The sequence below is a fragment of the Halomicrobium zhouii genome (genome assembly GCF_900114435.1).
Classification (GTDB): Archaea; Halobacteriota; Halobacteria; order Halobacteriales; family Haloarculaceae; genus Halomicrobium; species Halomicrobium zhouii.
This window is the reverse complement of the sequence record NZ_FOZK01000001.1, coordinates 918,224-941,688: the sequence shown is the minus strand read 5'-3', so window position 1 is coordinate 941,688 and position 23,465 is coordinate 918,224. Positions and strand designations below refer to the sequence as shown.

At 67.6% G+C, this 23,465-nt stretch carries 16 protein-coding genes and 2 pseudogenes; 7 read left to right on the top strand and 11 right to left on the bottom strand.

Annotated elements, in window-relative coordinates; all coding sequences use genetic code 11:
- Positions 1–78: 78 nt before the first annotated feature.
- Positions 79–1,998 (bottom strand): glycoside hydrolase family 127 protein, encoded by a 1,920-nt coding sequence (locus BM337_RS04375; RefSeq protein WP_089814266.1) that lies wholly within the window; start codon positions 1,996–1,998, stop codon positions 79–81.
- 142 nt (positions 1,999–2,140) lie between these two features.
- Here BM337_RS04375 and BM337_RS04370 point away from each other — a divergent pair, with 142 nt between their 5' ends.
- Complete coding sequence (locus tag BM337_RS04370) at positions 2,141–2,692, top strand: gluconate 2-dehydrogenase subunit 3 family protein (protein WP_089814263.1); 552 nt, start codon at positions 2,141–2,143, stop codon at positions 2,690–2,692.
- A complete protein-coding gene (locus BM337_RS04365; protein WP_089814261.1) occupies positions 2,689–4,332 on the top strand; it encodes a GMC family oxidoreductase in 1,644 nt (547 codons plus the stop codon). Before BM337_RS04370 ends, BM337_RS04365 begins: the two co-directional genes overlap by 4 nt.
- Positions 4,333–4,370: 38 nt before the next feature.
- On the opposite strand, the gene BM337_RS04360 is transcribed toward BM337_RS04365, so the two are convergent.
- Complete coding sequence (locus BM337_RS04360) at positions 4,371–5,144, bottom strand: SDR family NAD(P)-dependent oxidoreductase (RefSeq protein WP_089814259.1); 774 nt, start codon at positions 5,142–5,144, stop codon at positions 4,371–4,373.
- A 101-nt stretch (positions 5,145–5,245) separates the two neighbouring features.
- Between BM337_RS04360 and BM337_RS04355 the strand changes: the two genes are divergently transcribed.
- Both BM337_RS04355 and gfo6 read left to right on the top strand, forming a co-directional pair.
- On the top strand, positions 5,246–6,286 hold the full coding sequence (locus BM337_RS04355; protein WP_089814257.1) for a zinc-dependent alcohol dehydrogenase: 1,041 nt from the start codon (positions 5,246–5,248) through the stop codon (positions 6,284–6,286).
- A 109-nt stretch (positions 6,287–6,395) separates the two neighbouring features.
- Positions 6,396–7,466, top strand: a complete 1,071-nt coding sequence (gfo6, locus tag BM337_RS04350) for a D-xylose 1-dehydrogenase Gfo6 (protein WP_089814255.1) — start codon at positions 6,396–6,398, stop codon at positions 7,464–7,466.
- Positions 7,467–7,491: 25 nt separating this feature from the next.
- Here the strand turns inward: gfo6 and BM337_RS04345 are convergent, their stop codons facing one another.
- The 3 genes and pseudogenes from BM337_RS04345 to BM337_RS04335 all read right to left on the bottom strand — a co-directional run bounded on the left by BM337_RS04345 (position 7,492) and on the right by BM337_RS04335 (position 12,946).
- A complete protein-coding gene (locus BM337_RS04345) occupies positions 7,492–8,253 on the bottom strand; it encodes an IclR family transcriptional regulator (protein ID WP_089814253.1) in 762 nt (253 codons plus the stop codon).
- A gap of 800 nt (positions 8,254–9,053) precedes the next feature.
- Positions 9,054–9,353, bottom strand: a pseudogene (locus BM337_RS04340) (amidohydrolase family protein); the annotation flags it as partial.
- Between the two features lie 323 nt (positions 9,354–9,676).
- Complete coding sequence (locus BM337_RS04335; RefSeq protein ID WP_089814251.1) at positions 9,677–12,946, bottom strand: family 78 glycoside hydrolase catalytic domain; 3,270 nt, start codon at positions 12,944–12,946, stop codon at positions 9,677–9,679.
- Between the two features lie 329 nt (positions 12,947–13,275).
- Between BM337_RS04335 and BM337_RS04330 the strand changes: the two genes are divergently transcribed.
- Entirely contained in the window at positions 13,276–14,076 is an 801-nt protein-coding gene (locus BM337_RS04330; protein ID WP_089814249.1) for an IclR family transcriptional regulator, read from the top strand.
- A 64-nt stretch (positions 14,077–14,140) separates the two neighbouring features.
- On the opposite strand, the gene BM337_RS04325 is transcribed toward BM337_RS04330, so the two are convergent.
- The gene (locus BM337_RS04325) at positions 14,141–15,958 is read right to left on the bottom strand and encodes an ABC transporter substrate-binding protein (RefSeq protein WP_089814247.1); all 1,818 of its coding nucleotides are present in this window, start codon (positions 15,956–15,958) and stop codon (positions 14,141–14,143) included.
- Between the two features lie 582 nt (positions 15,959–16,540).
- Between BM337_RS04325 and BM337_RS04320 the strand changes: the two genes are divergently transcribed.
- Positions 16,541–18,295, top strand: a complete 1,755-nt coding sequence (locus BM337_RS04320) for an RICIN domain-containing protein (protein ID WP_089814245.1) — start codon at positions 16,541–16,543, stop codon at positions 18,293–18,295.
- Positions 18,296–18,301: 6 nt separating this feature from the next.
- On the opposite strand, the pseudogene BM337_RS21850 reads toward BM337_RS04320, so the two are convergent.
- Positions 18,302–18,499: pseudogene (locus BM337_RS21850) on the bottom strand (dihydrodipicolinate synthase family protein); the annotation flags it as partial.
- A gap of 562 nt (positions 18,500–19,061) precedes the next feature.
- On the bottom strand, positions 19,062–19,250 hold the full coding sequence (locus BM337_RS04310; RefSeq protein WP_089814243.1) for an MDR/zinc-dependent alcohol dehydrogenase-like family protein: 189 nt from the start codon (positions 19,248–19,250) through the stop codon (positions 19,062–19,064).
- A 224-nt stretch (positions 19,251–19,474) separates the two neighbouring features.
- Between BM337_RS04310 and BM337_RS04305 the strand changes: the two genes are divergently transcribed.
- The gene (locus BM337_RS04305) at positions 19,475–20,458 is read left to right on the top strand and encodes a Gfo/Idh/MocA family protein (RefSeq protein ID WP_089814241.1); all 984 of its coding nucleotides are present in this window, start codon (positions 19,475–19,477) and stop codon (positions 20,456–20,458) included.
- 68 nt (positions 20,459–20,526) lie between these two features.
- Here BM337_RS04305 and BM337_RS04300 read toward each other — a convergent pair whose 3' ends face one another.
- Genes BM337_RS04300 through BM337_RS04290 form a run of 3 tightly spaced genes read right to left on the bottom strand, consistent with a single transcriptional unit; the run spans position 20,527 to position 23,350 of the window.
- Positions 20,527–21,477 carry a metal ABC transporter permease gene (locus BM337_RS04300; protein WP_089814240.1) on the bottom strand — a complete coding sequence of 317 codons (951 nt, stop codon included), beginning with the start codon at positions 21,475–21,477 and terminating at the stop codon, positions 20,527–20,529.
- Positions 21,477–22,214, bottom strand: coding sequence for a metal ABC transporter ATP-binding protein (locus BM337_RS04295; protein WP_089814238.1), 738 nt, complete (start codon positions 22,212–22,214; stop codon positions 21,477–21,479). The genes BM337_RS04300 and BM337_RS04295 overlap by 1 nt, the downstream gene beginning before the upstream one ends.
- Positions 22,214–23,350 (bottom strand): metal ABC transporter substrate-binding protein, encoded by a 1,137-nt coding sequence (locus tag BM337_RS04290; RefSeq protein WP_089814236.1) that lies wholly within the window; start codon positions 23,348–23,350, stop codon positions 22,214–22,216. The genes BM337_RS04295 and BM337_RS04290 overlap by 1 nt, the downstream gene beginning before the upstream one ends.
- Positions 23,351–23,465: the final 115 nt, after the last annotated feature.

The following is a 23,465-nucleotide window of genomic DNA, read 5'->3' as shown; positions in this document are numbered from 1 at the left end:
GTTCCGACGACAGCTCTCCGTCTTCTGTCGCGCGTTCCGGTTCCGTGAACTGGTCGAAAAAGACCGAGTAGCCGCCGGTCACTCCGCCCGCGGCCAGACCTGCATCTCGCCGGGGTCCCGGTTGTCCCACGCGTAGTACGGCACCATCGTCAGCCGTGCCGACTCCGTCCCGACCTCGTCGTCGGGGCGGTACAGCGATCCGTCCCATCCGTCCAGATTCGGCACCGACGCGTCCGTCTCCAGGACGGTCACGCCCTCGAGCAGGTCCTCCCGGTGGTCGGCGTCGACGTCGCCGTCCGTCCGGACCGCGTACTGGTGGAGGGGCCGGTCGTTGTCGACGGCCTCGGCGCAGTAGACGAGCGGCCCGCGTTCGACGGCGACGCGGCCGGCGTCGGCCTCGACGGCCGGGTGAGCGCGAACCAGTTCGGCCGTCTGCTCGAAAGTGACGTGGATGCGGTCGCCGTCCCACTCACCTTCGAGTTCGACGTAGCCGTCCCCGCCGCCGTGGTCGATTTCCTCGCCCTCGACCGAGACGGCGACGTCCGTCGCCCACGACGGGACCCGGAGACGGACGGGGACGGCGCCTTCGGACTCGACGGTCAGCGTCACCTCGCCGACCCAGGGGAGTTCGCTCGACTGGGTAAGTTCGACGGCCGTTCCGTCGACGGTCGTCTCGACCGTGCTCCCGACGTACTGTTGGACGGTCAGCGCGCCGCGGTTCGTCGAGTAGACGTACTGACCCAGGGAGGCGAACAGGCGCGCGGCGTTGGGCGGACAGCAGGCGCAGGTGAACCAGCCCTTCCGGTGGTGGTCGCCCGAACTCGCCAGCGGGTTCTCGTAGAAGAATCGCGTGCCGTCCATGGAGACGCCGGCCAGGAAGCCGTTGTACAGCGTGCGTTCGATCAGGTCGGCGTACTTCGCCTCGCCCGTCAGTTCGAGCAGTCGCTGGTTCCAGAAGATGCTCCCGATGGCGGCGCAGGTCTCCGCGTAGGCGTCCTCGTTCCTGAGGTCGTAGTCCCCGGTGAACCCCTCGTGCTCGCGCTCGGGGCCGATGCCGCCGGTGACGTACAGACGCTTCGTGGTCATGTTCGCCCAGAGGCGCTCTATCGCCTCGAACAGTTCCTCGTCGCCCGTCTCGGCGACGAGGTCGGTGACGCCCGCGTAGAGGTACATCGCCCTGACGGAGTGACCTTCGACGGTGTCCTGCTCGCGGACCGGTGCGTGGGCCTGCGCGTACGTGCCGACGTATTCCCCCTCGTCGCCGAGGAACAGGCTCCCGCCGTCGTCGGTCGGGATGAGCGCGCCGTCGTCCCACGAGTGTCCGCCGATCTCGTCGGGGTTGGTGAGTTCCCATTCGAGCCGGTCGTCGTGGCCGCGGAGGTCGACGAAGTACCGCGCGAGGTCGAGGTAGCGCTCCTCGCCGGTGACGTGATACAGTTTGACCAGCGCGAGTTCGATCCCCTCGTGGCCGGGGACGCCGTCGATCTCGTCGCCGAAGACGTCGTCGACGTGGTCCGCGAAGTCGACGGCCACGTCGAGCAGCGACTCCTCGCCGGTGGCATCGTAGTGGGCGACGGCGGCCTCGATCAGGTGGCCCGCGCAGTACAGCTCGTGCATGATGTTGAGGTTCGTCCACTTCAGCTCCGGCTCGACGAGCTGGAAGTACGTGTTGACGTAGCCCGAGGCTTCCTGGGCACCGGCGACGAGGTCGATCACCTCGTCGACTCGCTCGCGAAGGTCGGGGTCGTCGGCCTTCGCGAGTTCGTAACTCGCCGCTTCGAGCCACTTGTACGCGTCACTGTCCTGGAACCACATCCCCTGGAAACCGCCCTCCTTCCCGTCCCGGGCGCGGCGGAAGTTCTCCAGGCTCCCGGACTCCTCGAGCTGGTCGTACTGGTACTCGATCGTTACCTCGCGGTTCCGGGTCACCCAGGGCGACCAGAACTGGTCGTCGATCTCGACGTCGGTGACGCCGACGGAATACTGTGGGCTGGTCATACTGGACGGTTCTACCATGCGACGCTCGGTTACATAGCTCTGGTGCCGCCCGAACGCACTGACGGCCTCCCGAGCGGGCACTGGACTCCGGAGGGGCCCCTAATGCCTAGTTATTACTGTGCCTCCGTCGAACGGGCCGACTATGGAGCTGACACGGCGAGACGCAGTGGCAGCGCTGGCTGCCGCGGGCGTCGCCGGCGGCGGTGCGTACCTCGCCACCACCGGCGGCGACTCCGGTGGGGAATCGAACGACGACGAGGGTGCATCGAACGAGGGGAGCGACGCCGTCGTCGAGACGGCGACTGCACTCGCCCCGGTACTGTACCCCGCCGAGGTAGCCGACGCCGAAGAGTTCGTCCGGACGTACGTCACCGGCCGGATCGAGAACGACGACGACCACCGGACCGGGATGGCTGATGCGGTCGCCGTGCTGGACGACTACGCGACCGAGGAGTTCGAGTCGAACTTCCGCGACCTCTCGCCCGCCGAGGGCGACCAGTTGCTCACCGACCTCGGCCTGGACCGGGTCGGGCCCGACCCCGAAGGGTCCGATCTGGAGCGGGTCCGCTTCTACCTCGTCAACGAACTGCTGTACGCGCTGTTCAGTTCGCCGACCGGTGGGGAGCTCGTCGGTACCGAAAATCCACCGGGCCACCCTGGCGGGTTGGAGTCCTATCAGGGGGCCCGTCGATGAGCGTGACCGACGGCGAGTCCACCGAGCGAGACGCCACCGAACGAGAAGCCCCCAATCGCGAGCCCTCCGACCGGGTCGACGTCTGCGTCGTCGGCGCCGGGCCGGCAGGCGGCGTCGTCGCCCACTCGCTGGCCGCCCGGGGCCACGACGTCGTGGTCCTGGAGGCGGGCCCGCGCTTCTCGTTCGAGGAGCGGATCCGCCGGATGGAGCGCCACCAGCGCCCGGCGTTCGACCAGGCCGACGTCTGGGAGATGGGCGGGGACCGCGACGCCTTCCGCTCCAGCGGCGACCTGAACTACCCGCTCAACGACGTCCGGGTGAAGGGCGTCGGCGGGACGACGCTCCACTGGATCGGCTACACCCCGCGGTTCCACGAGAAGGACTTCGAGATGGACTCGCGGTACGGCCTCGCCGACGACTGGCCCATCGCCTACGAGGACGTCCGGCCGTACTACACCGCCGCCGAACGCGAGATGGGCGTCGCCGGGGGCGAGGACAACCCGTTCGCGCCGCCGCGCGAGGAGGCGTTTCCGATGGACGCGTTCCCGCCGAGTCACTCGGACGCGTCGCTGTCGGCGGCCTGCGAGGAACTGGACATCACTACCCACTCCATCCCGCAGGCCCGGAACAGCGAGGCCTACGACGACCGGAGCCAGTGCGTCGGCTACGGCACCTGCCACCCCGTCTGTCCGTCGGGGGCGAAGTACAGCGGCGACGTCCACGTCAGGAAGGCCGAGGAAGCGGGGGCCAGGATCCTGGATCGGGTCCCCGTCCAGCGCCTGGAACACGACGACTCTGGCGAGCGCGTCGAGGCGGCCGTCTACGCGACGCCCGACGGCGAGGAACACCGCCAGGAAGCGCGCCAGTTCGTCCTCGCCGGGGGCGCCGTCGAGACGCCGCGGCTCCTGTTGCTCTCGGAATCGTCGCAGTACCCCGATGGCCTGGCCAACAGCTCCGGCGCGGTCGGCCGGTACTTCATGGACCACCTGCTGCACATGACGATGGGCGTCGTCCCCGAGGAGACCCGCCAGCACCAGGTCGGCTTCTCGACGGCGGCGACCCACCAGTTCTACGACCACGAGGAGCCGACGCCGGGGAGTTTCTTCGTCGCCTTCCTCAACTACGCCGGCCCCTCGCCCGTCGAAGCGGCCCTGGAGAACGGGGCCTGGGGCGACGACGTCGTCTCGGCGGTGTCGGAGGAGTACGGAAACCACGTCGGCACGGAGGCCCTCGTCGAACAGCTCCCCGACGCGGAGAGCCGCATCACGCTGGACACCTCGCAGACAGACGACCACGGCAATCCCGTCCCGGACGTCGCGTGGTCCATCGGCGAGCACGGCGTCCGGACCGGCGAGCGAGCGCTCGAGGTCCAGCGGGAGATCATGGACGAGGCCGGCGCCCGCATCACCTGGTCGACGAGCCCGCGACAGCCGCTGTCGGGCAGCCACCCGATGGGCACGACGCGGATGGGGGCCGACCCCGAGACGAGCGTCGTCGACGAACGTCTGCGGACCCACGACCTGGACAACCTCTCCATCGCCTCCAGCAGCGTCTTCACGACCGGCGGCGCGATGAACCCCACTCTCACCATCGCCGCGCTGTCGCTCAAAGCGGCCGATCACGTCGACGCAGACCTCTGAAAACCGTTCTCTCTCCGCCGGGCCGCGGCGTTCGAGGCTCAGAACGCGCTGTCGCCGAAGCCGCCGTCGACGGTGAGCACTTCGCCCGTCACGTAGGATGCGGCGTCGCTCCCGAGGTAGACCGCCGCCCCGACGACCTCCTCGCGGTCGGCCACCCGGCCGAGGGGTGCGCGCTCGTCGATGGCCGCCCGTTTCTCCGTTCCCTCGGCGTAGGTGTCGGCGTTCTGCGGCGTGATGATGAAGCCGGGCGCGATGGCGTTGACCCTGATTTCGGGGGCCAGTTCCTTCGCCGACGCGCGGGTGAAGGCCTCGACGCCGCCCTTCGCCGCGGAGTACGCGGGGAGGTTCGCCATCGAGAGTCGCGCGGCCATCGAGGAGATGTTGACGATGGAGCCACCCTCGTCCATCGCGGGGGCCATCGCCTGGGTCACCTTCCGGACGCCGTCCAGGGCCACGTCGGTGACGAAGTCCCACTCGTCGTCCTCGATGCCCAGCACCGAGGCCCGCGAGATGGCGCCCTGGGAGGCGACGACGACGTCGATGCCGCCGAAGGCGTCGACGGCCGTCTCCCGGACCTCGTCCAGCGACTCGCGGTCGGTGACGTCACAGGTGACGCGGGCGGTGTTCGCGCCCAGGTCCTCGATGGCGTCGGCGGTCTCGTCGACCGCGTCCTCGGTCCGACTGGTGGCGACGACGTCGGCGCCCTCCGAGGCGAATCCCAGTGCGATGGCCTGCCCGATACCGCTCGTTCCGCCGACGACGACGGCCCGTTTGCCCTCGACGGATACCGGCGTGTGTTCGTACGCTACCATGGCTTCACGATGACAGCTTCGCCGTATTACGTTTCCGGATGCGGACGGCTGGCGGGGGATCGACCCAACACTTTATTACGAACCACACTCGAAATTCCGCTATGCGAGGGCTTGCGAAAACCAGCCGGAGCCGTGGTGGAATGGAACTCGTCGATCGGGACCGACCGAAACCCGGGCCGGACGAGGCGCTCGTCGAGGTCGACTACGCCGGGCTCTGTGGGAGCGACGCCGGAATCTACGAGTTCGAGTCCGCCTTCGAGCGGATGAACCTCCCGACCGTCATCGGCCACGAGTACTCCGGGCGCGTCGTCGAGGTCGGCGAGGGGGTCACGAAGTTCGCCGTCGGCGACCGCGTCGTCGAACGGCCGATCCGTGGCTGTGGCGACTGCTACCAGTGTGAGATCGGCGAATCCAACGTCTGCCAGAACGCCGTCATCACCGGCGTCGACCACGACGGCGCCTACGAGCCGTATCTCGTCGTCCCCGAGGACGCCCTCCACGCCGTCCCCGACGGCGTCGAGCAGCAACACGCCGCCATGGTCGAGCCGACGAGCATCGGCGCCCGCGCCGTCATCGAGAACTCACGGGTCCGCGCCGGCGACCGCGCCCTCGTCGAAGGTCCCGGCCCGATCGGCCTGCTCACCGCCCAGATCGCCCGGGCCCAGGGCGCCGAAGTCGTCGTCTCGGGCGTCGGTCAGGACGCAGACTACCGCCTCCCACTGGCCGAGGAACTCGGCTTCGAGACGATCAACGTCGCCACGGACGACATGGCGGCCTATCGCGACGACCTGACCGACGGCGTCGGCTACGACGTCGTCTTCGACACCACGGGCCACCCCTCCGGGCTCCCCTCGGCCGTCGAGGAGGTCCGGAAAGGGGGCCAGATCGTCCTCGTCGGCCAGACCGGCGAGACCACGATGGAGTACTCGCCGCTCGTGCGTGCCGAGATCGACCTCCAGTGTTCCTACGCGTCGATGTATCAGGACTTCGAGAACGCCCTCCGGCTGATCGACACCGGCGACGTCGACGCCGAGACGTTCATCGACGACCGCTTCTCGCTTTTGGACGCCGACGAGGCCTTCGAGACGTTCGTCGGTGGCGGGACCTGCAAGCCCGTCTTCGACGTCTCCGAACTGCGGTAGGAGCGCCAGCGGCCCGGCCAGTCCACCGCGTGGACGCGGAACGACGCCCCTCGTGGGACGACCACCCACACCAGAGGCTTTTACTCCCCGCTCGCAGTATCGTGAGCCAATGCTCGACTGGATCGACAGTTACGAGGAACGCGCGTGGCAGACGACGACCGACGGCACGGTCAGGTACGCCCTGCTCGGCCTGGGCTGGTGGACGATAGACGTCGCCCTCCCGGCCATCGAATCGTCGGACCTGGGCGAGGTGACCACCTTCGTCAGCAGTTCGACCGAGAAGGCCGAACGGCTCGCCGACGAGAACGACGTGGCCAACGGCATCAGCTACGACGAGTTCCACGACGGCGAAGCGAGCGACGAGTTCGACGCCGTCTACGTCGGAACGCCCAACGCCTACCACCTGGAGTACGTGGAGACGGCCGCCGACCTCGACAAGGCGGTCATCTGCGAGAAACCCATGGAGTCGACCGTCGAACGCGCCGAACGGCTGGTCGAGGCCTGCGAGGAGGCAGACGTCCCCCTGATGGTCGCCTACCGGATGCACACCGACCCCGCCGTCCAGCGGGCGAAAGAACTGATCGACGAGGGGTTCCTCGGCGACCCGGTGTCCGTCCACGGCAACAACAGCCAGCCGCTGTTGAAGATGATCCCCGACCCCGACCAGTGGCGCCTCGACCCCGACCTGTCGGGCTACGGCACCTCGGTGATGGATCTCGGCATCTACTCGATCAACACCGCGCGCTACCTGCTGGACCGGGACCCCGTCGCCGTCCAGTCCCAGATGAGTTCCCACCACGATGCGTTCCAGGACGTCCCGGACGAGCGCTCGGCCGCCATCCTCGTGCTGGAAGACGACGTGAAGATGGTGACGACGGACAGCCAGCACGCCCAGGAGGACACCGAACTGAAGATCACCGGGACGGAGGGCCAGATCGAGTTCCAGCCCGCCTTCCACGGCGAGGTGACGCTCAAACTGTCCCGCGGCGACGTCACGGTCACGGTCGACCACGACACGTTCGACGCCGAGCGAGAGATGGAGGAGGAGTTCGACTACTTCGCCGACCGCGTCCTCACCGGCGGGGAGATCCACGCGGACGGACGCCACGGACTGCAGGACATGCGCGTCATCGAGGCGATCCACGAGTCGGCCGAGAGCGGCGACGTCGTCAAACTCTAGAACGGGGCGGCGGTTCTCCCGCGAGTTACGAGTACGTGAGATTTACCTCGATGACGTTGGCGCTGCGGAGCACCATGTCCGGGAACTCGTCGGTGAAGGAGTCGCCGAGCATGCGGCTCTTCGGGCCGGAGACGCTCACGGCGGCGATGGCCCGGTCGTCGGCGTCGGTGATCGGCGCGGCGACACAGCGGATGCCGTCGACCCGTTCCTCGTCGTCGAAGGCGTAGCCGCGTTCGCGGACCTGGTCGAGGACGTCGAACAGCTCCTCCCTGTCGGTGATGGTGTTGTCGGTGACGTCGGGGAGGCCGTGCCGGTCCAGGATGGCCTCGACCTCCTCTCGCGGCCGGTGGGCGAGGATGGACTTCCCCATCGCCGTCGTCTGGAGCGGGACGCGCTTGCCCGCGTGAGTGTCGAGCTGGACGGCTTCGGACCCGCGGACCTTGTAGAGGAACACGCCGAGGCCGTGTTCTTCGATCATCATGTTGGCGTGCTCGCCGGTCTCCTCGGCGAGGCTCTCGACCTCGGGGCGGGCGACCTTGAACACCTTCATCCGGTTACGGGCCTGTTCACCCAGCTCCAGGAACCGGGCGCCGACCCGGTAGGTCCCGTCGTCGTTGATGAGGTACTCCTCGTTCTCCAGGGTCCGCAGGTGGTCGTGGATGGTGCTGGTCGGCATGCCGAGCCGCTCGGCGAGCTCCGAGACGCCAGCCCCGTCGAGCTCGCGGAGCGTGTCGATTATCTCGAACGTCGTCTTCGCGGCCTGGACCGGAGAACCCGTAGTCGTCATGCTACGAGGGTACACGGCGCTCGGGAATAATCCTTCCGGTGTGTCCGGATCGGAGTCCGGTCTTAGGGCGCCCCTTCCACCAGAATCACGATTCGAATCACCGATCGGCCGCGAATCTTCCGGTGTTGCCGGACGTTCGATACAGACTTTATAACAATATTAATTTTGTTATTTTTGTTCGGCCACGACCCGCCACGAGAGCCGAATCGCGCGATGGGAGGTCCAGTCGCTCGTCAGATTCGGGTAACGAAGTGAAAGAAACTCTGTGAGGGAATAGACGACGTTCATCGGGAGAGTCGTAGTCGCGTCCGGCATCACCGGAGATGTAGCTGCACGAACGAGTTAGGGAGATGTTACCAAATGGCACGTTTCGGCACTGGACGGACGTGGGTCGCGAGCTCCGGGAAGCGGCCCGGAAGCAGGGACACTCCACGACAGAGGCCCACCCGAACGCGCCGACGCAACCGTCGAACGCGGGAACGGTCGACCCCACACCGTCCCCCTGGACGGTGAATGGAGCGAAAAGCGGGATGGCTGTCTGCATGTCGGACGACTGGAGAGACGAGGCCGACGGGCCCACCGCGACACGGAGCACCGGTCGACGTCGAAAGGCGAGGCCAGTCGACCGACCCTCTACGACAGATCACCCGAGTCCGGTTTCGCCCGTCCGACATCGTCGGTTCCGTCTCGCGGGTCGCCCGCTCGTTGCCAGGCCAGTGAACTTTGGGCGTGAGACGAGACCCCAGGGTTCACACGCCGTTCCGGAACTCGCCGGAGCCCACTTCGTGTCGACTACCGGGTCAGTCGAGGCCGACGTGCTCGCGGAAGGACGGGCCGGTGAGCCACTCGCGGTCCCGTTTCGACAGCGAGTCGACCTGCCGGAGCCAGGTGTGCGAGGCGGCGTAGTCGGTGACGTCACTGACGTTCGGGTAGTCCGACCCCCAGACGACGCCCTCGGTGCCGAACGTCTCGACGAACCACCGGACGTGGTCGTGCACGTCGGCGTAGGGAAAGTCGGCCTCCGTCATGTGGGCGATCTCGGAGATTTTCACCGCGACGTCTGCGACGATGTCGGACAGTAGTTGGTATCGACGGAATGTAACTGGTACCCAGGACAGAGAGAAGAGAACGTCTCGTGGCGCTTCCGGAAGGAATAACAGGCATAAGAGTGTTATCAGTTGCGTTCGACATCGTCGGTCTCCCCGGTGCAGAGGGGTGCAGACGTCGCTATCGGCGTTCGATCGTCCCGGTCGCCTGCTTGAGCGACCTCGCCGCCACCGGAAGGGGCGCCCACGAGCGACGTCACCAAGAAACCGGCCTCCGGACAGGTTCCGAGACCCGAGAAAAACGCCAGGGCCAGCGTGGCGGCCGAAAAGTGACGGAAAGGAAACGGTCCGCCTGCTCAACGACGATACTGATCCGCCTACTCGACGGCGAAGCCGTACTCGCCGGACCCGACGTCGACGACGAGTTCGTCGCCGTCGCGTTCCACGGAGCGCACGCCGTCGGGGGCGCCTTCCGTCAGCGGGACGCCCCCTTCGGAAATCGAGGCGTCCGCGTCGGCCGGGAGCCGGACCGTCGCCCGACCGTTCCAGGGGACGGTGACGGACAGTTCGTACCCGCCGTCGCCGTCGCGCTCCCACTCGACGGCCAGTTCGCCGTTCCGGGTGTCGAGCGTCGCGGCGACCCACTCGAGGTCGTCGACGAGCGAGGGAGCGACCGTCACGTGGTCGGTCACCGGCCGGTCGCCGATGCGGATGCCGGCGAGCACCTCGTAGAAGAACTCGGAGACGTGGGTGAACGGCGAATGGTTGAACGAGTTCATCCCGTCCCCGACGCGGCCGTCGGAGTCCCAGCGCTCCCACATCGTCGTCGCACCGTTGCGGACCATGTACACCCAGCCGGGCTGTTCGGGCTGGCTGACGACCTCGTAGGCCAGGTCGGCGTAGCCGTGGTCGGCGAGCGTGTGGATCAGCGGTCGCGTCCCGAGGAAGCCGGTCTTCAGCTTCCCGCCGTCGGCGCGGACCTTCTCGGCGAGGTTTGCGGCGACGTCGTCGACGTGCTCGTCGGGCACCAGCCCGAGGAACAGCGGGACGGAGTAGGACGACTGTGTCCCGGGCCCGTAGGATCCCGCCTTGGCGTCGAAGTAGCGGTCGTCGAACGCATCCGCGACGTGCTCGGCACGCTCACGGTAGGCTGCCGCGTCCGTCTCGTTGTCGAGGACGGCCGCGATCTTCGCGAAGGTGTCGACGACCTGGTAGAGGAACGCGGTGTTGAACAGGTGGTGGGGCAGGCCGCGGCGCCCGTCCGCGTTCTCGAAGGTCAGCCAGTCGCCGAACTTGCCGTAGTCGTCCGGGAGGATGCCGTCTTCGGCGTTCTCGTACCAGTAGTCGACGTACTCGCGCATCCCCTCGTACTGCTCGCGGAGGATCCCCTCGTCGCCGTCGTGGCGGTAGAGGTACCACGGGACAACGACGCGCGTGATGGACCAGGTGGGGTCTGCCGGGTCCTCGGTGGCCTTGTTCGGGATGACGTCCGGAACGTACCCCATGTCCGAGGCGACGTCGTCGTGGTCCCGGGCCCACTTCTCGTCGAAGCGGACGGCGTCGTAGTTGAACAGCAGCGACCGGGTGGAGATGTGGGCGTCGCCGGTCCAGCCGAACCGTTCGTCGCGCTGCGGGCAGTCCTCGGGGATCGAGTGGGTGTTGCCGCGCAGCCCCCAGACCGCGTTGTGCTGGAGCTGGTTGAGCTCCTCGTTCGAGCAGGCGAACTCACCGCGACGGTCCATCGCCGTGTGGACGGCCTTCGCCGTCACGTTGTTCGGATCCAGTTCGCCGGGGTAGCCCGTGACCTGCGCGTAGCGGAAGCCGTGGTAGGTGAAGCGCGGTTCGTACGTCTCGCTGTCCGCGCCGCGGGCGACGTAGGTGTCGGTCGCGTCGGCCGACCGGAGGTCGATGGTGGAGAGGTCGCCGTCCTCGGTGAGCGCCTCGGCGTGGCGTATCGTCACCTCGTCGCCGGCCTCCGGGTCGTCGACCGTCAGTTCGACCCAGCCGGTGAGGTTCTGGCCGAAGTCGAGGATCGGTCCGTCCTCGCGGTCGTGGACCGCCTCGACGTCGAAGCTGTCGACGACGCGCATCGGTTCGATACGTTCGGGCCGGAGCGCCCCGCCGGGGGCGTCGACCACTGTCGCGGTAGCCCACGAGGAGGCGTCGAAGCCCGGCGAACTCCAGCCGTCTTCCTCCTGGCGCGCGTCGTAGGTCTCGCCGTCGTAGATGTCGTTCTCGAGCAGCGGGCTCTCGGTCGCCTGCCAGTCCGCGCTGGTCGCGACGCGCCGCGTCGTCCCGTCCGCGAACTCCACGTTGAGCATCGCACGCGTTCGCGGGGAGCCGTCGCTCACCCAGTAGGAACTGCTCTTGGCGAACCAGCCGCGACCGAGCCACAGCCCCACGGCGTTCGGGCCCTCCTCGAGCCGGTCGGTGAGGTCGTGGCTCGTGTAGAGGACGCGCTTCTCGTAGTCCGTCCACGCCGGGTCGAGCTTCCGGTCGCCGACCCGGTCGCCGTTGACGTACAGTTCGCCGTAGCCGACGGCGGCGACGTGGAGTCGCGCCGACCGGACGGGCTCCTCGAGGTCGAACTCGGTCCGGAGCAGCGGCGAACTGGAGCCGGCCCTGGACGAGGTGTGTCCGTTCACGAGCTGTTCGCGCCCCCAGGTGTCCGTCTCGAAGGACGAGGAAGACTCGACGACGCCGTCGGTCGCGAGTTCGGCGCCGGCCGGGTCCTCGACGGAGAGCGCAGCGAGCGCGAAGCACTGCCACGCGCTGGCGCGTGCGACGCGCCGGTCGTCACTCCGGTTGTTGGACGTGTCCCACGTCGACGGCGTCACCTCGAACAGGTCGGTCGCCGTCACCCGGACGTACCGGCCGCTGACGCCGACGTCCTCGTGTGTCTGGACCGGGACGTCGTCGTCCGTCGGGACGCCGTCCTGGACCGCCTCGTCGTCCGCCTCGAACGCGACGTCGGCGACGACCGTCGCGTTCCCGAAGTCGGGGTCCTCGGCCACCTCGACGCGGTAGGCCCCGGGAAAGCCGAACCCCTCGAGGGGGTTCTCGTCCCAGGAGATGGTGACGACGCTGTCGTCCGGCGTCCGGACGACGTCGACCGGTTCGGCCCCGTGGAGCGCGACGGCCGAGACCTCGCGCGTCTCGCCCAGGTCCACCTGGACCCACTCCTCGGCGTCCGCCGCTGGCCGACGCCACTGGCTCCGCCAGCCGTTCGTGTCACCCCCACCGGGCTGGTGAGCGATCCAGTCGCCCCGCCATCGCTCCGGGTCCAGCGCCGTCGCGAACCGGGACGGTGTCGCCCAGTCGGTCTCCTCGTCACCGTCCCAGACCTTCACCGACCAGTAGTAGGTCTCGTCCGACCCCAGGGACGGCCCGTCGTAGTCGACGTCCGTCGAACGGGTCGCGTCGACGCGACCGGAGTCCCAGAGGGGGCCCCGTCCGTCGGCGACTGCGTCACGGTCGCGACCGACGACGAGTCGATAGGCAGTCTGTCCGGCCCCGCGTCCGTCGGCCTCGACACACCAGGAGAACCGGGGCGACCCGGTCGGGTCGACGTTCTCTGGCGCGTCCTCGTACTCGACGCGCAGGTCTGTCGGTCGGCAGTGGGGCACCTCCCCGGATGATGCAGCCATGGATCCGAACTCAGCAGGCGGCGAAGTAAACCTTTGGCCGCCGAACGTGACTTGCCGCTCGCCCCGGCTCGGCCGACGGCGAACGCGCCTGCACACGCACGAGAGATCCCACCCGGTGGCAACCACCAGGGCTGTTCTCGACCGGGACGCTCGACCCAGCCGACGCCGAGTCACTGTTCGCCGACATGGTCGATGCCGAGCGCGAGTACCTCACGGACTACGACGTCGCGGGCGCGGATGTGCTCTCCTGAACCACCGGGTCGTTCCAGGCACCAGCTGCGTTCCCCAGTGCCGAACGGTTTAAGACCGCGCTCTTCTATTGCCCTCCCATGACAGACGGCGTGGTGGACGACTCCGGACGCACGATCCAGTCGGTGGAGATAGCGTTCGCCGTCATCGACGCGCTACAGGAGACCGGCAGCGCCGGCGTGACGGAGCTCGCGGAGTTACTCGACCACTCGAAGAGCACGATCCACAGCCACCTGCGGACGCTCGAAGCCCAGCGGATCGTCGTCCGGGACGGTGACGGCTACCGGCTCAGCCTCCGCATCCTCGACATGGCGACCCACGTCAGAGACCAGGTGGGGAACTACGACGTGATCCGTGAGGAGGTGGACGCACTCGCCGCCGAGACCGGCGAGGTCGCCCAGTTCGGGATCGAAGAGCACGGGCAGCTGTCGTACCTCTACAAGCAGGCCGGCGAGCGCGCCGTCGAGACGGCCTCGCGCGTGGGAACCCAGCAGCCGATGTACGCGACGGCGCTCGGCAAGACCATCCTCGCGTCCCTTCCCGACGACCGGGCCTGCGAGATTATCCAGGCCCAGCGCTTCGAGGCCCAGACGCCGACGACGATAACGAGCGCCGAAGCACTCGCCGCCGAACTGGACACCATCCGTGAGCGGGGCTACGGCATCGACGACGAGGAGAACATCGAGGGCCTGCGGTGCGTCGCCGCGCCCGTCACGAGCGACGAGACGGTACTGGGCGCGGTCAGCGTCACCGGCCCGGCCAGTCGGGTCACCCACGACCGCATCCACGACGAACTCGCCGAGGAGGCCAGGCGAGCGGCGAACGTCATCGAGCTCAACACGAAGTTCGCGAAGCTGGGCGGGAGTGGACGGAGAAAATAGTGGATCGGCAGCCGCAGTTACCGCGCTTCCGCCGTGGTCGACGGCGGGAGGTGAGGTGTCGTCCCTACTCCTGGGCCTCCATCTTGCCTTCTCGGGGCAGCCAGAAGGGCGGCCACTTGATGCTGCGGTCGACGTCGCCTTCCTCGGCGAGGGTCCACTCGTCGTTCGTGACCCAGGACTGCTCGAACTTGGAGACCAGCGAGAGCATCGGCAGGTCGACGTTGTTGTGCCAGGCCGCTTCCTGGACGATCGGCATCGCCTCCTCGTTGGTCGGGACGGTTCCGATCTCGTCGACCTTGTCGAGGGGGACGAGCGTCGTCTCGCCGTCGCCGTCCATCGAGGGGATGGTCTGCTCTTCCTCGGCCGGGTAGTTGTGTCCGCCGCTGATGGCGTCGTTCACCAGCTGGTGGCGCAGCGGGTAGTACGGGAACGCAGACCGGGCCTGGCCGGGCAGCCAGTAGAACGTCCCGATTTTGAAGTTGCTGTCGATCAGCGAGCCCTGCCAGTCGCTTGTCGGCTGGCTCGCGACGGTCAGGTCGAAACCGAAGTCGCTGAGCCGGTCGACGATGGTGTTGGTCATCGTCGTGAAGTCGGACCAGCCAGCCGGGGTGAGGTACTCGGCGCTGATGGCCTCGCCGTCTGGGGTCTGCCAGGTGTCGCCGGACTTCGAGTAGCCCGCGTCCTCGAGGACCTGCGTCGCCGACTCGGTGTCGCTCTCGCCGACGCCGTAGTCGTTGAAGTTGCTCTTCGTGTCACCGAGCCACTGGTCGATGTTCTTCGGCGCGATGCCACAGGGGACACTCGCCGGGAACTTCGTGCGTGGGCCCGCGTTGGAGACGAGTTCCTCGCGGTTGACGACGTAGGCGATGGCCTGTCGCACCGCGCGGTCGCCGAAGACCGGGTCGTCGTGGTTGAACACCATCCCGTAGCCCCACTTGGCGGGGATGGACCGCACCTCGACGACGTGGTCCTGGAACCCCTCGACCGTCTCCGGCGGGGCGAACATGCTCCAGTTACTGTCGAAGCGGCTTCCCGCAGTGAAGTCCTGCTGGGGGACGCTCGCTTCCTGGTAGGCGTCGAACTTGTAGTTCGAGAAGTTGATGTTGTCCGCCTTGCGGAACTCTGGGTTGCGCTCGAAGTTCCACTCCTGCTGGTTCCGGTCGACGTACTTCCAGCCCGCGCTCGTGAGGACCTCCTCGTCGCTGTCCTCCCAGTACCACGTCTGGACCTCGGAGGCGTCCTGGTCGAGGAACTGCTCGAACACGGCGGCGGGCGTGTCCACCCACATGTTCGCGAGCTGGTGTTTCACCATCACCGGGTTCGTCTCGCCGGTCAGGTTCAGCTGGTAGGTCAGGTCGTCGACGACCTCGGTGCTCTCGACGAACCCCCAGATCGCGTCGCCCGTCATCTTCCGTATCTTGAACTGGACGTCGATGTCCTCGGTGGTTACCTGGCTCCCGTCGGACCAGGTGAGGTCGTCGCGGAACTTCAGGGTGACCGTCGTCCCGTCGAACTCCCAGTTCTCGAGCGCAGACATGATGAACTCCTCGGACTCGAAGGAGTACGCCGCGTACCGGTCGAACACGAGCTGTGTCGCCGGTTCGGAGGCGTTCTGCGTGTGATGGGGGTTTACCGTTCGGTCGTTCGGGTTGGCCTGCAGTGCGCTGGCGTGCGTCTTGTCGATGACGCCACCGTCACCGCCGTCGCCCCCGTCACCGGAGCCATCCGAACCGTCACCGGACCCGTCAGATCCGTCTGAGCCGTCTGACCCGTCCCCATCACCACTGCAGCCTGCGAGTGCGGCGACGCCAGACGCCCCCGTAACCGCGAGGAATTTCCGCCTGTCGACGACGTCCGCGTACCGCCTGTCGTGTTTGGACATACCATCCAGTGGTATATATGAAAAGATAATAAATATTCCGGTGTCACCGAACGAGAGACGAATACTCGACGAGGACCGGAATCTGCGTCGACCGCTGTCGATGTAGCGTTTCGTCACTGACCGGTCGTCACCTGGTTGCCACCGGGACGGCCAGCCACGAGTACTCGGATCCGGTTCCCGCAGTCCGAACCGTTACAGAACTAGTTTTGTGAGGATTTCGCCCTGTATCGCCACCATTCGCGACGAACTATTCACTCACCCGATAATAATTCTTCGCGATACGCGGGTTTACGGCCTCTAACAGCCGACGTGCCTTCGTTCGGCAGGCGCGAACGCATTCGGCAATAGAAGCGGACAGCCGCCTCGGACTGACGACAGTTGATCGGCCAGGCTATCGGTAGAATATCGGGATAGAGAAGCGATATGCCCGAGTGTTTCGGTTTCAGTGGCTCGAGCACCGTCCAGTACTACGGCCAACTTACGTTCCCGTGTGGGGAACAGTAGTCACTGTTTTCTCCGGTGTTCGAGGACATACCACATGGATAATAATTGACACCACCGGTGTAGGATAGCCCGCAATCCATGTCGAACCAGCGTCACAGGAGCGACGGTGTCACGGGTGGAACAGACGAGAGAGCGGAGACGGACGAGCGGAGGCCGAGCGGTGACAGGACGCACCTCACCCGGCGACGGGCCATTGCCCTGGCCGGCGCAGGCCTGGCGACGAGTGCGATCGGGGCGGCCCAGGCGGACAGTCACGATGCCCTCGTCTCGAACAGCGGGGGACAGTTCGTCGCCGAGAACGGCAGCTCCGAGGTGTACGCCGGCGGGGACTTCCTCGACGCCATGCAGGCGGCCGTCGACAGCCTGACCCCCGGCCGCACGGCGAAGGAGACGGTCCGCGTCGAGGCGACCGGGTCGACGGGGAGTGCGGGGAGCCTGCGAGCCGTCGACCTGCCGAGTTACACCGTCTTCGACGTCCCGGGATCCATCGACGTGACCGACTCGGGCGAACCGTGGGTCGTCCCGGTCCGCGCCCAGAACGCCGAGGCCATCGAGATTCCCCGCCTGACCGTCACCGGGAATCCCCGGTACGGGATCCGGATCTCTCACTGCACCGACGTGGTCATCGGCGACGTCACGATGGATCTGTCCACCGGTCTGGGCATCCGCATCGACGGGCGCGACGGCCCGCGGACGCGGAACGTCACGCTCGACTCCGCGACCATCAGTGGTTCGAGCACCCACGCCGTCGAGACCTACGGCGTCGACGACATCGACGTCGGGACCGTGACGGCGACGGACGTCGACACCGGCTGCGGGTTGCTCCTCAACGATACGAGCGGCGCCACCGTCGACCACGTCGACGCGACCCGGTGCGACGAGGGCGGCGGCTACGCGGGCTTTCGCTGTGCGAACGACGCCGGCCCGGAGATCTCGGTCGGTCGGGTCGACGCCGTCGACTGCGGCCGCGGGGTGTTCACCGTCTCGGGCAGCCGCGGCATCACCATCGACGAGGTCGCTCTCGAGAGTTGCGGGTCGGGTGCGCTCGTACAGGACACCCGCGACACCGCCATCCGCGGCGGGTCGATCACCGGGAGCGACGGCGAGGGCGTCCGCATCGACTCCCGGGACTCGAACGAGCACCCCTACACGCGGAACGTCACGGTCGAGAATCTCCAGATCCACGACAACGGCTCATACGGCGTCTACGAGACCGGGCCGGACACGGAGGCGAACACGATTCAGAACAACGACTTCTGCGGCAACGGGAGCGGTGCCATCGAGACTTACGCTTCGAACACGACCGTCAGCGGCAACACCAACTGTGCTGGTGGCACCGGTGGAAGCGGGAGCGGAGGCGGCGACGGTGGCAGCGGTGGCGACGGCGGCACAGGCGACACGCCGATAAGTGACGGCCGGTACCGCGCTGTCAGTGCCAACAGCGGCAAACTGCTGGAGGTAGCCGCTGCCGACACCAGCGACGGCGCCAACGTCCGCCAGTACGCCGACACCGGCCACCCCTGCCAGGAGTGGGACCTCTCTTCGAACGGCGACGGCACGTACACGCTCAGCAACGCCCACAGCGGAAAACTGCTGGAAGTCGCGAACGCCGACACCAGCGACGGCGCCAACGTCCGCCAGTGGGCCGACACTGGCCACGCCTGCCAGCGCTGGCGGTTCGTCGACAACGGTGACGGCACCTACCGCCTGGAGAACGCCCACAGCGGCAAGGTCGCCGACGTCGAGGGCGCCTCCACGGAGGACGGTGCGAACGTCCTCCAGTGGCCCTGGACCGGCGGCGACAACCAGCGCTGGTCGTTCGAGGGGGTCTGAACGAAATTAGTCGACCAGCCGGTCGATCTCGTCGTCGAGGCGGCCGTACAGTTCGCGTGCGCGCTCGCGCTGGTCGGCCGTGAGCGGTCGGATCGGTTCCCGGACCGACCCGCCGTAGAGACCCGCCAGCTCCAGACCTTCTTTGACGGCGGGGACGCTCGCCGCACCGGGAATTGTGTTGTCCGCGCCGGTCTCGTCGCGGAAGATGCCGACGCCGCCTCGTCGGCGTTGAATGTCACGTTGGCCGAACCATCGGCGTAGTGGGCTCGAAGCCCCCTCGCCGAGTCTAGCGGTTCGAAGTCGTCGTCGCCGACCATCGGAGCGGCCAGGACGTATCCCGTCTCGTTGGGCTTTCGGAGGACTGCGGCGCTCTGCATGTCGAGTTCACGCCGAATACTCCCCGCGTCGCCGCGCCGTCGAGATCGACCGCGCTCTTCAGCCACCTTGTCACTCACTTCGCAGAATCCCGCCGTGTGGACGACGTTTCGGACCTCTTGCCGGGTCGCGTCCGAGATCTCGGCGTCCCCAGCAGCGGAGTCAGCGGCGGCCAACCCCGGTGCTCCGATGGTCAGCGCCGTGAGACTGGTCGACCGGAGAACCTGTCGTCGGGAGAGGTTTCCGCTAACAGCGTCGTCACTCGATACTGATCTACTCGCTGCGTCTCGATCGTTGGTATCGTTCGCCATCTCCAGTAGATACGTGTCAGTAGATAGTATTTATTCGTCCGAATGAATATCGAACCGAGCGTTCGGCGTTTTCCGAACAGTCACAATCCCCTCCCGGGGAGTCGCCACCCGGGCGTCGTCTCCCGGTATCGAGTCGAGACAGCACCGACGTCGAGGATCTGGCCGCGCTTCTGCAGCTGCTCGACAGCCGTCCCGACGCCGGTGTGGTGACCGGTCGCGTCGAAGACGACGTCGAACCCGTCGAGGACGTCGACCCGCGGCCCGTTCACCCAGGGTGGTCCGCGCCCGGTGGTCCCCGGGCGTGGACGTGGCTATCGAGCAAGCTGCGACCAGCGGCGGGCCGGCCTCTAGCTCTTCCCCCGTCTCACGATCGACGGTTGATCCGTACGACCCGCGATGCCCCCCGTCGACGGTCAGCGACGTGACACCAATCGTTCACAACATGCGTTGTCGGTTCCCATGAGTTTAGGTTGCAGTCCGAATATACCTAGCTATGCGATTCGGTGTACTCAGCACGGCAGACATCGGCGTCGAATCGGTGATCCCCGCGATAGCCGCGAGCGACCACGAGGTCGCCGCCATCGCCTCGCGCGACGGCGACCGTGCCGAGGCGGTCGCCGCGGACCTGGGCATCCCCGAGTCCTACGGGAGCTACGACGAACTCCTCGCGGAAGCCGACGTCGACGCGGTGTACATTCCACTGCCCAACGGCCTCCACGCCGAGTGGATCCGGGCCGCCGCCGACGCCGGCCTCCACGTCCTCTGCGAGAAGCCCGTCACCGGCGACCCGAGCGAGACGGCCGCCGTCTTCGACTACTGCGAGGAGCGCGGCGTCACCCTGATGGAGGCGTTCATGTATCGCTTCCACCCGCTCACCGAACGCGCCGCCGAAATCGTGGAGACGGAACTCGGCGAGGTCCGCGCGGTCACGTCCACGTTCACGTTCCGGATGCCCGACGGCGCCGAGGACATCCGGCTCGACCCCGACCTGGAGGGCGGCTCGATACTCGACGTCGGCACCTACGCCGTCAACGCGGCGCGACTCTTCCTCGGCGAACCCGACCGCGTGTACGCGACCACCCACGACGGGCGCGACTGCGGCGTCGACACCGAGATGGCCGGCGTCCTCGAGTACGACTCCGGCGCCGTCGCCCGCGTCCAGTGCGGCTTCGAGACGCCACTGACCCAGTACTATCGCGTCGAGACGACCGACGGCTGGCTCCGCGCCGAGCCCTCCTTCGACGTCGGCGTCGAAAACGAGACGTCGCTCACCTACGCCGTCGACGGCCGGGAAGTGACCGAGCGCTTCGAGGCGACCGACCACTACCGCCTGGAGGTCGAACACTTCGCCGACCGCGTCGAACACGGCGAGACACCGCGGCTCGACCGCGCGGAGAGCGTCGCCCACGCCGACGCGCTGGCGGCGATATTCGAGTCTGCGGCGTCGGGCGAGCGCGTCACCGTCGGCGAGGAATAGGAGACCGGCCCACCGCCTGTGGCATGCATCCGGCACCTGTGTGAGGAGCAGTGGGTCGATGACCTCAGTCACCGGACCCGCGTAGCGAGCGTCGCGCCCGCGTAGACGGCGATGGCCACCAGCACGATGGTCCCGCCCGCGGCGACGTCGTAGACGTACGACAGCGTGACCCCGGCGACCGTGGCGACCAGGCCGGCACACACCGCCGCACCTATCGACCGCTTGAAACCGCGGACACCGGTCGCCGCCGCGACAGGGATCACCAGCATCGCGGCGACGAGGATGACGCCCATAATCTGCATCGCGCCGACGACGACCACCGCGGTCAGCACCGCGAGCAACTGGTTGTATCGCGTGACGTCCAGGCCAGCGGCGCGGGCGCCGACCTCGTCGAAGGTGACGTACACGAGCGGTCGGTACGCGACGGTGACGCCGAGCGTGACGACGACGCTCAGGAGACCCAGGATGGCGGCGTTGGCTCGCGAAACCGTCGCCAGCGAGCCGAAGAGGTAGGCGTTGATGCCGACGGCGATGCCGCCGTCCGTCGCGGTGACGAGCACGCTCCCCACCGCGAACGACCCCGTCAGCACGATGGCGAGTGACGTGTCCCGGTAGGCGCCGGCGTAGTCGACGAGCGTCTGGACGACCAGCGCGGCGAGTGCGGCCACGAGCAACGCCGTCAGCAGTGGCGGCACCGTCACGGCGAACGCCGAATTGACGAACAGCCCTGCGGCGACGCCGGCGAACGCGGAGTGAGCCAGCGTGTCGCCGATCATCGCCATCTCCCGGTGGACCAGGAAGCTCCCGACGAGCGGGCCGATGACGGCGATGCACACCGCCGCGAGGTAGGCCCGCTGCATGAACGGGTAGCCCAGCATCTCGACGCCGGTCAGGGCGGCGAGGAGGTCGAGGACGGTTCCCCAGACGTCGTCGAGGATCAGTTCGACGAGGCCGTCGAATACACCGACCTGGACGAGCGAGAGGGCAGCTGTCGACTGGGAAAGGAGTGTCACCGCCATCAGTGCTGGTGGTGGACGATGGACTGGGCGCCACCGTAGGCCTCGGCCAGCGCGTCGGTCTCGACGAAGGTCTCGGGGTCGCCGTGGAAGAACAGCTCCCGGTTGAGGCAGGCGATCTCCGAGGCGTGGGTCGTGACGACGCCGATGTCGTGTTCGATGAGGACGACCGTGATCCCCTCGTCGTTCAGCTCGTGCAGCAGGTCGTAGAACCCCTCCCGGGACTCCGCGTCGACGCCCACCGTCGGCTCGTCGAGCGCGAGCAGGTCGGCCTCGGCGGCGAGCGCGCGGGCGATGAACACCCGCTGGCGCTGGCCGCCCGAAAGTCGGCCGACGCGCCGATCAGCGAGAGCTGCGATCCCGACGCGCGCCAGCGCGTCGTCGACGGCGCGCCTGTCTGCGCCGGTGAAACGCCCCACCAGATTTCGGGGATACCGCCCCATCCGGACCGCCTCCCGGACCGTCGTCGGCATCCGCCCGTTCGCCGTCGCGACGTCTTGCGGGACGAACCCGATTCGGTGGCCGTCGCGGGACTCGTGGGCCGGGTGGCCGAACAGCGTCACCGAGCCGCTGTCCGGGCGACGCAGGCCGATCAGCAGTTCGAGCAGCGTCGTCTTCCCCGACCCGTTCGGCCCGACCAGTCCCAGGAACGCCCCCTCCTCGATAGCGAGGGAGACGTCCTCGACGACCGGCCGGTCGCCGTAGGAGAAGGTGACGTCGGTGGCTTCGACGACGGCCATTATACGTCGAGTGCGCGCTCCAGCGTTGGAAGGTTTACGTTTTCCACGACGTCGACGTACCCCCAGTCCTCCCGCTCCCACTCGTCGGTGAGCCCGGGCATCGCGGTCAGGGGCAGCACCGCCTCGGCGTCCGTCTCGGCGACGAGTTGCTCGGCCGCCTCCTGGGACTCCAGCGGGTCCGCACAGACGTACCGCAGGTCGTGTTCGTCGATGATCGACTGGGCGCGCTCGACGTCGCGCGTCGACGGCCGGTCGTCGGGCGAGACGTTCGTCAGCGCCGCGACCTCGACGTCGTAGCGGTCCGCGAAGTACTGGAACGAGTCGTGGCCGGCGACGAGGACGGTGTCCGTCGACGCCTCGGCGACCGTCGACTCGATGCGCTCGTGCAGGTCCGCCAGCCGAGCGGTGAACTCGTCGGCGTTGGTGTCGTAGGCGTCCGCGTTCTCGGAGTCGACGTCGACGAGCGCCGCCCGGACGGTTTCGACCGCGTCCCGTACCCGGAGCGGGTCCATCCAGAAGTGCGGGTCCGCGTTACCGTGGTCGTGGTCGTCGCCTTCGTGGTCCTCCTCGTGGGAGGCGTCGTGGTCGTCGCCCTCGTGGTCGTCGTGCGTCTGCTCGCTGTGGGTCTCTTCGTCGTCGTGCGCGTCCGATTCGGAGTGCTCCTCGTGGTCTGCCTCGTCGTGCGTCTCCTCGTGGTCGTCGTGTGCTTCGTCGTGGTGTTCCTCGTCGTGCCCGGCGCCCGGTGCCAACAGGTCGACCCCGCTGCTCACGTCGACCGTCGCCACGTCCGACCCGTCGGCTTCGAGGTCCCCGATGATCCCGTCGACCCACGGCTGGAATCCCGTCATCCCGTGGACGAGCAGGTCGGCGTCGTGGACGTCCTCCCGGACGCTCGGCCCGGGCTCCCAGCCGTGGCCGTGCTGGCCCACCGGAACGAGTAGCTCCGCGTCGGCCGCGTCGCCGGCCACCTGGGCGGTGATATCGCCGAAGACGAAGAACGTCGACTGGGCGACCGGGCCGCCCGATTCCGACCCCGGATCCGCACCGTCCGCCGCACCGTCGAGACAGCCGGCGAGCAGGCCCGCACCGGCCGCTCCCGCCGTCGCGGTCAGCAATCGTCGTCTGGTGAAGTCCATGTGTAGTTGTTAAACTATATCTCGAATATAATAATCTTCGGTTTTTCGTAGCCCTCGTATAATAACCCTTGTCAGAGTCGGGGCGGTGATTAGCATTCGGACGGGCGACGGTTCG

Excerpts from the sequence above, each read along its gene's own strand:
- BM337_RS04375 (WP_089814266.1), bottom strand. The coding sequence starts at position 1,998 with ATGACCAGCCCACAGTATTCCGTCGGCGTCACCGACGTCGAGATCGAC.
- BM337_RS04370 (WP_089814263.1), top strand. The coding sequence starts at position 2,141 with ATGGAGCTGACACGGCGAGACGCAGTGGCAGCGCTGGCTGCCGCGGGC.
- BM337_RS04365 (WP_089814261.1), top strand. The coding sequence starts at position 2,689 with ATGAGCGTGACCGACGGCGAGTCCACCGAGCGAGACGCCACCGAACGA.
- BM337_RS04360 (WP_089814259.1), bottom strand. The coding sequence starts at position 5,144 with ATGGTAGCGTACGAACACACGCCGGTATCCGTCGAGGGCAAACGGGCC.
- BM337_RS04355 (WP_089814257.1), top strand. The coding sequence starts at position 5,246 with ATGCGAGGGCTTGCGAAAACCAGCCGGAGCCGTGGTGGAATGGAACTC.
- gfo6 (WP_089814255.1), top strand. The coding sequence starts at position 6,396 with ATGCTCGACTGGATCGACAGTTACGAGGAACGCGCGTGGCAGACGACG.
- BM337_RS04345 (WP_089814253.1), bottom strand. The coding sequence starts at position 8,253 with ATGACGACTACGGGTTCTCCGGTCCAGGCCGCGAAGACGACGTTCGAG.
- BM337_RS04335 (WP_089814251.1), bottom strand. The coding sequence starts at position 12,946 with ATGGCTGCATCATCCGGGGAGGTGCCCCACTGCCGACCGACAGACCTG.
- BM337_RS04330 (WP_089814249.1), top strand. The coding sequence starts at position 13,276 with ATGACAGACGGCGTGGTGGACGACTCCGGACGCACGATCCAGTCGGTG.
- BM337_RS04325 (WP_089814247.1), bottom strand. The coding sequence starts at position 15,958 with ATGTCCAAACACGACAGGCGGTACGCGGACGTCGTCGACAGGCGGAAA.
- BM337_RS04320 (WP_089814245.1), top strand. The coding sequence starts at position 16,541 with ATGTCGAACCAGCGTCACAGGAGCGACGGTGTCACGGGTGGAACAGAC.
- BM337_RS04305 (WP_089814241.1), top strand. The coding sequence starts at position 19,475 with ATGCGATTCGGTGTACTCAGCACGGCAGACATCGGCGTCGAATCGGTG.
- BM337_RS04300 (WP_089814240.1), bottom strand. The coding sequence starts at position 21,477 with ATGGCGGTGACACTCCTTTCCCAGTCGACAGCTGCCCTCTCGCTCGTC.
- BM337_RS04295 (WP_089814238.1), bottom strand. The coding sequence starts at position 22,214 with ATGGCCGTCGTCGAAGCCACCGACGTCACCTTCTCCTACGGCGACCGG.
- BM337_RS04290 (WP_089814236.1), bottom strand. The coding sequence starts at position 23,350 with ATGGACTTCACCAGACGACGATTGCTGACCGCGACGGCGGGAGCGGCC.